The organism is Celeribacter sp. ULVN23_4, from assembly GCF_054788345.1.
In genome coordinates this window covers 25,874-35,358 of the sequence record NZ_JBTVYO010000013.1, presented here as the reverse complement: position 1 = coordinate 35,358, position 9,485 = coordinate 25,874, and the positions used below count along the sequence as shown (strand labels likewise).

Sequence of the window (9,485 nt, the reverse complement as noted above, 5' to 3'; positions counted from 1 at the left end):
ATGCATAATTTGGGAAGGCTTAACACGATTGGAACGGAACGATGATTGACTTCAAGGGTGCACAGTACCCAACACCCGTCATCCTGTACGCGGTCTTTTTCTACGTTCGGTACGGCATGTCATACCGTGACCTGGAAAAAATCATGGCCGACCGGGGCGTTATCGTGGGTCACTCGACGTTGAACCGATGGGTCGTCAGATACGCGCCGCAGATCGCGGCAAATGCCCAAGCCAAGAAGCGACCGACGGCCATATCGTGGCCATGGATGAAACCTACATCAAGGTTAAGGGCAAATGGACATATCTGTACCGGGCTGTCGATCGCGATGGGAATACCCTTGATTTCATGCTGTCTGAGCGCCGCAATACGGCTGCCGCGCGGCGCTTCTTCAAGCAGGCTATCGCCACGAACGGTGTACCAGACCGGTTCGTCATAGATAAAAGCGGTGCCAATATCACCGGGTTGGAGCGCGTCAACGTGCTCCTCAAGTTCACCGGCACTGGACAGATCATCACGGTTTTGCAGATCAAATACCTCAACAACATCATCGAGCAGGATCATCGTTTCATCAAGCGGATCACCGGCCCCATGCAAGAGTTCAAGGCGTTCCATTCTGCGGCCGCCACGATCGCAGGGATCGAGACGGCTCACATGATCCGGAAGGGACAATTCGGCTCCAACGGTCTCACCGCCGCGCAGCAGTTTGCGGGGCTCGCAGCATAAGTGTGTCCGGGGCCTAGGCGACATCGGGCTGGCCAAATGTTTGCGACACTACCGGTGGAAGCCCACCAACGCCTTCATCGCAGGATATTCGGCGTGGCAGTGCAGCGTGTTGCCGCTGCGCTCTTGTCGGATCAGACCGACATCGAGCAGCTTTTTCAGGTGATGCGACAGGGTCGATGCCGGAAGCCCAAGAGTGTCTTGCACCCGACCGACCGGAGCGCCGCTTTCACCGGCGCGCACGAGTGTCCGGTAGATATGCAGACGCGTCGCGTTGCCGAGGGCGTCGAGTTGGCGGGAAGCTGTTTCGATGTTCATGGAAATAGATGCGCGCCAAATCTTGCGGGCGTCAACATCTATTTCCATTGGCGTCGAATTAGATCGTCTTAAGGTTCACCCGCGCCGACAGTTCGGCATGGCTTTCCTTCCGCTCGGAATAGCGGTCGACCAGATGATCTCGGATGTCGCGCGTCAGCAGGGTGAACTTCACGAGCTCCTCCATCACGTCGACGATGCGGTCGTAATAGGGCGAGGGCTTCATTCGTCCGTCCTCATCGAATTCGTTCCACGCCTTGGCAACCGAGGACTGGTTCGGGATGGTCAGCAGGCGCATCCAGCGCCCGAGGATGCGCAGCTGATTGACCGTATTGAAGCTCTGTGACCCGCCGGATACCTGCATCACCGCCAGCGTCTTGCCCTGCGTCGGGCGCACGGAACCGAGCGAGAGCGGGATCCAATCGATCTGCGCCTTCATGATGCCGGTCATGGCCCCATGGCGTTCGGGGGAGGACCAGACCATGCCTTCGCACCACTGCACCAGATCGCGCAGCTCCGCCACCTTGGGGTGATCGGCCTCCACACTGTCGGGCAATGGAAGGTCGCGGGGATCGAAGAACCGCACCTCGGCCCCGAGGCGTTCGAGAATGCGCGCCGCCTCTTCGGCTGCAAGCCGCGAGAAGCTGCGCTCGCGCAAAGATCCGTAAAGCATCAGAATGCGTGGAGCATGGGTGCTGCGCGTCGCCGGGAACAGCGTGTCCGGGTCTGGCTGGCGCAGCAAGGTCTCATCAAGGTTCGGCGTTTCAGGCAATGCGTTGTCCCTCTTCGTTAAGGATCATTTCTCCGTCCTCCTTGAACAGCGGTCCGGGCGGCAGCCGGTCCAGAAGATCGAGAACAGTTTCGGACGGGCGGCACAGGCGCACCCCTTTGGGCGTGCAGACAATGGGCCGGTTCACGAGGATCGGGTGTTCGATCATCGCATTCAGGAGCGTGTCGTCAGAGATACCCGGTTCCAGAAGGCCGAGCGCCTCAGCGGGGGATTTTGTTTCCCGCAAGGCGCTACGCGGGGTCAGCACTGCCGCCGCGAACAGCGCCAGCAGCTGCGGGCGTGTCCAGCCTTCCTCTAGGTATTCTATGACGACCGGCTCTTCGCCGGTCGCTCGAAGAAAGGCCAGAACATTACGGGAGGTCCCGCAATCCGGATTGTGGTGGATGACGATGCTCATGCCGCAGGCTCGGGAAAGCGTGCGCGGGTGCGATTGGCAAAAGCCACGAGCGACAGCATCACCGGCACCTCGACCAGCACCCCCACCACCGTGGCCAGCGCCGCGCCGGAGTTCAGGCCGAAGAGCGAGATGGCGACTGCAACGGCCAGCTCGAAGAAGTTCGATGTACCGATCAGGGCACAGGGCGCGGCGATCCGGTGCGGCACTTTGAGGGCGAAGGCCGCGCCATAGGCCAGGGCGAAGATGCCGTAGCTCTGGATGATGATCGGCACCGCGATCAGTAGGATCACCGTCGGCTTGGCAAGAATCGTTTCCCCCTGAAGCCCGAAGAGGATGGCGACGGTTGCGATCAGCCCGACCACGGACCACGGCTTCACACGCGCCGAAAACGCATCAATCGCCGCCTTGGAGCCCAGCTTGCGGCGTGTGATCAGACCGACTGCCAGAGGCAGGACAACATAGAGCACCGTGGCCAGAACAAGCGTTTCCCACGGCACAGAGAGGTCCGTCACGCCCAGAAGAAGGGCCACGATCGGCGCAAAGGCTACCACCATGATCAGATCGTTCACCGAAACCTGCACCAGCGTATAGGTGGCATCGCCCTTGGTCAGCTGCGACCAGACGAAGACCATCGCCGTGCAGGGCGCGGCCCCGAGCAGGATCAGCCCCGCCGTATATTGGGCGGCATCTTCGGGCGAGATCAGCGGCGCGAAAACATGGTCAAAGAACAGCACGGCCAGAAGCGCCATAGTGAAGGGCTTTATCAGCCAGTTGACGACCAGCGTCACCAGGAGCCCCTTGGGCTGACGGGCGACACCCGCCACCGCGCCGAAGTCAACGCCCACCATCATTGGGTAGACCATGGCCCAGATCAGCACGGCCACCACAAGGTTCACGCTCGCAACCTCGGTCGCCGCAATCGCCTGCACAAGCCAGGGCGCGCCCTGACCGATCAGGACACCGGCAATCATCGCGAGCCCGACCCAGATGGTCAGGTAGCGTTCGAAAATACTCATGCTGTCACCTCGTTTGTCTGATCGGTCAATCGCCCCGAGGTCAGGGCCGCGAGGACGACCATGACCGCCGCCGTGCCCATGACGAGGGTCAACCCGCCGATCTGGTATGTCAGGCCGGAAAGAAGCGTGCCGATCAGCCGACCGCCCGCATTGGCCATGTAGTAAAAGCCCACATCCATCGTGACCCGCTCGGATTTCGAAAAGGCGAGGATCAGGTAGGAATGGAGCGAAGAGTTCACGGCAAACAGCGCGCCGAATGCCAGCAGGCCCACCACGAGCGTCACCGTCAGCCAGGTCTGCGGCGCAGGCGAGAGCGCCACGGCCACCGTCAGCGCGGCTGGCACGACAAACAGCGCAAGAGCCCAGCTGCGGGCGGCACGGATCAGCTCGCCCTCAGGTCGGCTTGCCGCGCGCAGGATCTTCGGCGCGCTGGCCTGCACCATGCCGTAGAGGATGATCCAGACCGCCATGAACGTCCCGATCATGAAGAAGGCCGCGCGGTTGCCCGCCTCGGTGCCGTCGGACAGCACCGCGTAGAAATAGATCGGGATGCCCACGACGAACCAGACGTCGCGCGCGCCGAACAGGAACACGCGCGCCGCCGACAGCCAGTTGACGTTGGCCGATTTTGAGAAGACCTCGGAAAACTTGGTGCCCTTCTTGCCCTTGGGCAGGCCCGAAGGCATGAACAGCATCACCGCGAGTAGGATTAAGCCGAGAACGATGGCCATTCCCAGCACGGCCCAGTCGAAGCCAAGCACCGCCAGAAGTGCGGCACCGAGCAGGAAGCCCAGCCCCTTCACCGCGTTCTTCGAGCCGGTGAGGACCGCGACCCAGCGAAACAGCCCGCCATCCCCAGAAGGGGCGAGCAGCTTCACCGCCGATTTTGAGGACATCTTGGCGAGATCCTTGGCCACGCCTGAAAGCCCCTGGACGCACATCACGAAAGCGACCGAAGCCGCGATGCTCCAGCTCGGATCGAGCTGCGCCAGCGCAAGCAGTGCCACCACCTGCAACCCGAGCCCAGCATAGAGCGTCGTGGTCAGGCCGAAGCGCAGGGCGATCCAACCTGCCGCGAGGTTGGTGATCATCCCCGCCACTTCGTAAAGGATGAACAGGTAGGCCAGCTGCACCGCGCTGAAACCCAGCGTGTGGAAGTGCAGCAGCACCAGCATCCTGAGCGCCCCGTCCGTGAGCATGAACGCCCAATAAGCGGCGGTCACGGCGATGTAGGCCGACAGACCTTCGGGACGGGTGGTCACAGCGAAGATCCGACCATCAGCGCGACGTCGACCAGCCGGTTGGCATAGCCCCATTCATTGTCATACCAGGCATAGACCTTCATCTGCGTGCCATTGATCACCATGGTCGACGGCGCGTCGACGATCGAGGAGCGCGGATCGTTGGTGTAATCGGTCGAGACCAGCGGGCGGGTCTCGTAACCGAGGATGCCTTTCAGCGGGCCATTGGCCGCAGCCTCGAATGCAGCGTTGACCTCTTCTGCCGTGACCTCGCGCTTCAGCTCGAAGACGCAGTCGGTCAGCGAGGCGTTGAGCAGAGGCACGCGCACGGCATGGCCGTTCAGACGGCCCTTCAGTTCGGGGTAAATCAAGGTGATCGCGGTGGCCGAGCCGGTCGTCGTCGGGATCAGCGAGTTCAGCGCAGACCGCGCCCGACGCAGATCCTTTGCCGGACGATCGACGATGGTCTGGGTGTTGGTCACATCATGAATCGTGGTGATCGACCCATGCTTGATGCCGAAGGTCTCGTGAACCACTTTCACCACCGGCGCGAGGCAGTTGGTGGTGCAGGAGGCCGCAGTGACGATCCGGTGCTCGGCTGGATCGTAGGTTTCGTTATTCACGCCATAGACGATGTTCGCGGCATTGCCGTCCTTCACCGGGGCGGAGACCACGACCTTCTTCACGCCCGCTTCGAAATAGGGCGCGATCTTGGCCTCGGTCTTGAAGACGCCGGTGCAGTCGATCACCACGTCGACGCCAGCCAATGGCAGGTCGGCAATCGTCTTGGTTCCGATGAACGGCAGGCGCGTCCCGTTGATCGTGACACTGTCCGCGTCGTGCGAGAACGCGGCATCCCAGCGTCCGTGAACCGTGTCGAACTCCAGCAGATACGCGTGCATCTCTGGATCGCCGACCGCGTCATTGATCCAGGCGATCTTGGCGCCGCTTTCGATCAGCGGCTTGAGGGCGAGCTTGCCCATGCGGCCGAGGCCATTCAGTGCGTAGGTCGTCATGCGAGTGCCTCGGGTTTGGTGCGACCGATATCATCTACGGCCTGTTGTATAGCCCCACGGCTCAGATTTTCCGGATGGAGGGCGGTGAACAAGTCGATCCGATGCTTCAAAGCGCCGTATGTTTGCTGGAATACCAGCGCCTTCTGGGCGTCGTTTCCCGAGGCCTTGACCGGATCGGGCATGCCCCAGTGTCCGGTGACGGGCTGGCCTTCCCAAGCCGGACACTCTTCATTTGCCGCCTGATCACAGACCGTGAAGACGAAGTCGAAATGCGGTGCATTCGCCCCTGAGAATTCGGAGACATCCTTGGAACGCAGAACCGAAATATCGTGCCCCTTGTCCTGCAGGACCTGCACGGCAAACGGGTTGAGCTGCGATCCGGGCCGCGTCCCGGCCGAGTACGCATTGAACCGGTCGCCCGCCGCCTTGCGCAGGATCGATTCGGCAAAGATGGACCGCGCGGAATTGCCCACGCAGATGAAGAGAACGTTGTACTTGCGGTCAGGCATCATGGGGACGGTTCCTGTGCTGAAAGGCATGCAGATGTCGGGACGGCCGCGGCAGCAGTCGCTGAACAGGTATCCGAACAGCCGTTGCACCGTGGTCATGTTGATCGAGTAGAGAAGCGAGGTGCCCGCCCGCTGTTGGTCCACCAACTGGCCCCGCGTCAGCGCGGAGAGATAGGTGGACATGGTACTTGCCTTCACCCCAAGCGTGGCCGCGATCTCTCCTGCCGGAACACGGTCAGGGTAGCGGCGCATCAAGAGCCGGAAGATCGCCAGTCGCTGTGGGTGGCCAAGGGTAGATAGCTGGTCGGGAATCTCTTTTTCCATATTTCACGGATTAGCGAAATATGATGGCCGCGCCAAGTGAAACTTTTGTAACAGTTCACTGCGAGCACATGACGGCTCAGGCTCAGCCCACACGCCTCAGGGTGCCCGAAAGCTCGAGTGATCCCGAAAGCGTATTTGAAATCGTTCCGTATTTGAGGATGTTGCGATGAAGAAGGTCGAGGCGCTGGTCGGTTTCCGCACTGTCCACGATGATCTCGTACCGGATCTGCGTGAGCTTGGGCGGAGCATCCTGACGGGTGGCCTCAAGGCGGACCTCTGCTCCCTCGATCTGGAACTTGAGCATCGGGGTCACCCGCTCGATCCCCTTCAGCATGCAGGCGGCGAGTGCCGAGAGCAGCAGTTCGACCGGATTCATGGCATCACGCCGACCGGACAGATCCGTATCCAGCGTGATTTCCGCCTCTTTCGCCAAAGCAAGGCTTCCGTGGGCGTTTACACGCCTCGCCTGAACCCGGTACTCCTGCATCATTCCCACTCCATCTGCTGATAGGCCGTCTGCGCGTTACGCCCTGCAAGCGAGTCGAACTGTTCGAGATACGAGAAGGCGGATTGATCAACCGCTGGCGCGTCCATGATATCGCCACCGTCTTCGATAAGCGCGCCGATCTGGCTGCGGAGATTCATGAGGTAGTCGTAGGTGTCAGCGCGCGCCCGGTCCATCGTCGTGGTGTGGCCGTGACCCGGAACGACATGCGCAGCCCCGGTGGCTTCCATGGCTTCAAAGCTCGTCGGCCATTCGGAGATCGAACTCTGCTCGCCGACGCCAAGGATGCGCTCGACGTAGACGATATCGCCCGTGAAAACGGTGTCTCGGGCCGGCACCCAGACGAAGCTGTCACCGGGTGTATGGGCCGCACCGGGATGGACGATCTCGATCGTCAGGCCACCCAATTCCAATGTGTGGCGTTCGTCGAAGGTCACCGTGGCATAGGCAGGTTCCGTCCCCTCAAGTTGGTCACCCAGAAATTGGGTCAGCCCGGTCATCTGCATCGATCCGCGATCATGATGGTCCGCGACAGCATCATCGGACGCGATAACACTCGCGCCCTGCGCCAGCCAGTAGCCATTCCCAAGCCAGCGATGATCCTGCCCACCCGTGTTGATCACATAGGCGACAGGTTGATCGGTCACGCTGCGGATCGCTTCGTGCAGCGCTTCGGCACCGCGCCACGACCCACCGGGATCAACCAGGACCGCGCCCGCGTCGGTCACGATCAGGCCGAACGTCGCATTGTTTGCGAGGTTCTCGGGGCTGCGCTGGTCTTTCTCGCCGACGATGGCCCAGGTGCCATCGGTCACGGGTTGGATTTCAAGTCCTTGTGCCGCTCCAAAGGTTGGCAGGAGAAGCGACAAGGAAACAAGAAGGGCGCGGATCATGCAGAGAGCCATCCTTCGAGCTTTGCCGCATCGGGCAGACCGCCCGCATGGACCAGCTTTCCATCCACCGAAATGCCCGGGGTGGACATGACGCCCGCCATGGCGATGGATTTGGGATCGGTGACTTTTTCGACATCGACCTCGACGCCAAGTTTCGCGGCAGCATCTTTCACCATGGCTTCGGTGGTTTCGCAGCGTTTGCAGCCGGGGCCGTAGACTTTGACGGTTTTCATTTCAGGATTCCTTTTAGAAGATCAGGTTGAAGAGGAAGCCGACGGCAAGGATGCCGCTGCCCACGACGCCGACGAAGACGGCGATCAGGCGCAGCGTCAGGACCTGCCGCAGGATGATCATTTCGGGCAGGCTCAGCGCGATGACGCTCATCATGAAGGCGAGCACCGTGCCAAGGGCTGCCCCCTTGCCCAGAAGCGCCTCGACGATCGGGATCACTCCTGCGGCGTTCGTATACATGGGAATGCCCATGACCACGGCGACCGGCACCGACCACCAGGCATCCGCGCCCATGATCCGCACCATCAGATCCTCGGGCACATACCCATGGATCAGCGCCCCCATGCCGATGCCAAGGATGATCCAGACCCAGACCTTGCCGAAAATCTCGCGCACGGCCTCAATCCCGAGCTTGTAGCGGTCCACCATGGATAGCCGTTCGTCCTCGGCCATCACAGGCGCATTCGCCCCCGAATGGATGTCGCGCACCCAATCCTGAAGCCAGCCTTCGAGCCGTAGCTTGCCGATGATGAAGCCTGCCACGATGGCGATGCCCAGCCCGAAGGCCAGGTAGGTCAGCGCGACCTGCCAGCCAACAAGACCCAAGAGCAGCACCAGCGCCACTTCGTTCACCATCGGCGCGGCGATCAGGAACGAAAAGGTTACGCCAAGTGGGACCCCGGCAGAGACGAAGCCGATGAACAGTGGCACGGCCGAGCAGGAGCAGAACGGTGTCAAAATTCCAAGGCCGGCAGACAGCACATTGCCGACGCCTTCGCGCTTGCCCGACAGCAGCGCCCGTGTCTTTTCGGGGCTGAAGAAGCTGCGCACCACGCCCATGGCAAAGACGATGAGCGTCAGAAGCATCATCACTTTGGGCACATCGTAGAAGAAGAAAGCGATAGCCTCGCCAGTGTGACTGTGCCTTTCAATCAGGAACATCGATGTTACCCATTCCGAAAAAGGAATGAGCTGGTGATAGATCACCCACCACACGGCCAGAAACGCGAAAACAACTACATGCCAGGTCCAAGTCGTTTGGCGCGGATGATCCGGTGAGAGATGCGATACGCTCATGCTGCGTTCCTTTCCTGTTCGCGGCGCGCGGCGATTACCGCACTCAGAACCGCGCTGATGTCTCCCGGGAGGTGGTCATTCAGGCGATAACGGACCCATTGAGCGTCACGCCGATCAATCACGAGACCGACCTGCTTCAGGACCTGCATATGACGGGACATTCGACTTTGAGTGGCGCCGAGTTTTTTCATCAGTTCACAGACACAATGCTCTTTGCCGTCATGCAGAAGGTAAACGGCCTCAAGGCGGGTCGGCTCTGCCAATGCGGATAAGGTCTCGACGATCATGAATAACTCCAAATCATTTCACTATATGCGCATATGCGCATATAGTAATAATGTCAACTTTAATCTGGATCAAATCCTGCAAGCTGCGGTCCAGGTTCACCGCAGCCCGTTCCAGGCATTCACAGGTAATTTCGGACTGTAGTATCTCTGCTGGGCGACACTA

Annotated in this window: 13 protein-coding genes; 1 reads left to right on the top strand and 12 read right to left on the bottom strand. The window is 60.7% G+C overall.

The genetic code is table 11. The features are described 5' to 3' along the window. Positions 1-41: 41 nt before the first annotated feature. A protein-coding gene (locus tag ACYBHZ_RS18830) for an IS6 family transposase (protein WP_460275859.1) occupies positions 42-724 on the top strand; the annotation gives its coding sequence in 2 pieces (ribosomal slippage) (positions 42-261 and positions 261-724; 684 coding nt in all). A 48-nt stretch (positions 725-772) separates the two neighbouring features. Here the strand turns inward: ACYBHZ_RS18830 and ACYBHZ_RS18825 are convergent. The 12 genes from ACYBHZ_RS18825 to ACYBHZ_RS18770 all read right to left on the bottom strand — a co-directional run bounded on the left by ACYBHZ_RS18825 (position 773) and on the right by ACYBHZ_RS18770 (position 9,322). Continuing rightward, complete coding sequence (locus tag ACYBHZ_RS18825; RefSeq protein ID WP_460275858.1) at positions 773-1,039, bottom strand: ArsR/SmtB family transcription factor; 267 nt, start codon at positions 1,037-1,039, stop codon at positions 773-775. 58 nt (positions 1,040-1,097) lie between these two features. Then, positions 1,098-1,808, bottom strand: a complete 711-nt coding sequence (gene arsH / locus ACYBHZ_RS18820) for an arsenical resistance protein ArsH (RefSeq protein ID WP_460275857.1) — start codon at positions 1,806-1,808, stop codon at positions 1,098-1,100. Next, positions 1,801-2,223, bottom strand: a complete 423-nt coding sequence (gene arsC / locus ACYBHZ_RS18815; protein ID WP_460275856.1) for an arsenate reductase (glutaredoxin) — start codon at positions 2,221-2,223, stop codon at positions 1,801-1,803. The genes arsH and arsC overlap by 8 nt, the downstream gene beginning before the upstream one ends. After that, positions 2,220-3,239, bottom strand: a complete 1,020-nt coding sequence (arsB, locus tag ACYBHZ_RS18810) for an ACR3 family arsenite efflux transporter (protein ID WP_460275855.1) — start codon at positions 3,237-3,239, stop codon at positions 2,220-2,222. Before arsB ends, arsC begins: the two co-directional genes overlap by 4 nt. Continuing rightward, on the bottom strand, positions 3,236-4,501 hold the full coding sequence (arsJ, locus tag ACYBHZ_RS18805; protein ID WP_460275854.1) for an organoarsenical effux MFS transporter ArsJ: 1,266 nt from the start codon (positions 4,499-4,501) through the stop codon (positions 3,236-3,238). Before arsJ ends, arsB begins: the two co-directional genes overlap by 4 nt. After that, positions 4,498-5,496: an ArsJ-associated glyceraldehyde-3-phosphate dehydrogenase gene (locus tag ACYBHZ_RS18800; RefSeq protein ID WP_460275853.1), complete on the bottom strand. Its 999-nt coding sequence runs from the start codon at positions 5,494-5,496 to the stop codon at positions 4,498-4,500. The genes arsJ and ACYBHZ_RS18800 overlap by 4 nt, the downstream gene beginning before the upstream one ends. Then, positions 5,493-6,329 carry an arsenate reductase/protein-tyrosine-phosphatase family protein gene (locus ACYBHZ_RS18795; protein WP_460275852.1) on the bottom strand — a complete coding sequence of 279 codons (837 nt, stop codon included), beginning with the start codon at positions 6,327-6,329 and terminating at the stop codon, positions 5,493-5,495. The genes ACYBHZ_RS18800 and ACYBHZ_RS18795 overlap by 4 nt, the downstream gene beginning before the upstream one ends. 82 nt (positions 6,330-6,411) lie before the next feature. Beyond that, positions 6,412-6,819, bottom strand: a complete 408-nt coding sequence (locus ACYBHZ_RS18790; RefSeq protein ID WP_460275851.1) for an OsmC family protein — start codon at positions 6,817-6,819, stop codon at positions 6,412-6,414. Continuing rightward, positions 6,816-7,727 carry an MBL fold metallo-hydrolase gene (locus ACYBHZ_RS18785; protein WP_460275850.1) on the bottom strand — a complete coding sequence of 304 codons (912 nt, stop codon included), beginning with the start codon at positions 7,725-7,727 and terminating at the stop codon, positions 6,816-6,818. Before ACYBHZ_RS18785 ends, ACYBHZ_RS18790 begins: the two co-directional genes overlap by 4 nt. Beyond that, positions 7,724-7,960, bottom strand: coding sequence for a thioredoxin family protein (locus ACYBHZ_RS18780; protein ID WP_460275849.1), 237 nt, complete (start codon positions 7,958-7,960; stop codon positions 7,724-7,726). The genes ACYBHZ_RS18785 and ACYBHZ_RS18780 overlap by 4 nt, the downstream gene beginning before the upstream one ends. Before the next feature lie 13 nt (positions 7,961-7,973). Next, complete coding sequence (locus ACYBHZ_RS18775) at positions 7,974-9,035, bottom strand: permease (RefSeq protein ID WP_460275848.1); 1,062 nt, start codon at positions 9,033-9,035, stop codon at positions 7,974-7,976. Further along, a complete protein-coding gene (locus ACYBHZ_RS18770; protein WP_460275847.1) occupies positions 9,032-9,322 on the bottom strand; it encodes an ArsR/SmtB family transcription factor in 291 nt (96 codons plus the stop codon). Before ACYBHZ_RS18770 ends, ACYBHZ_RS18775 begins: the two co-directional genes overlap by 4 nt. Positions 9,323-9,485: the final 163 nt, after the last annotated feature.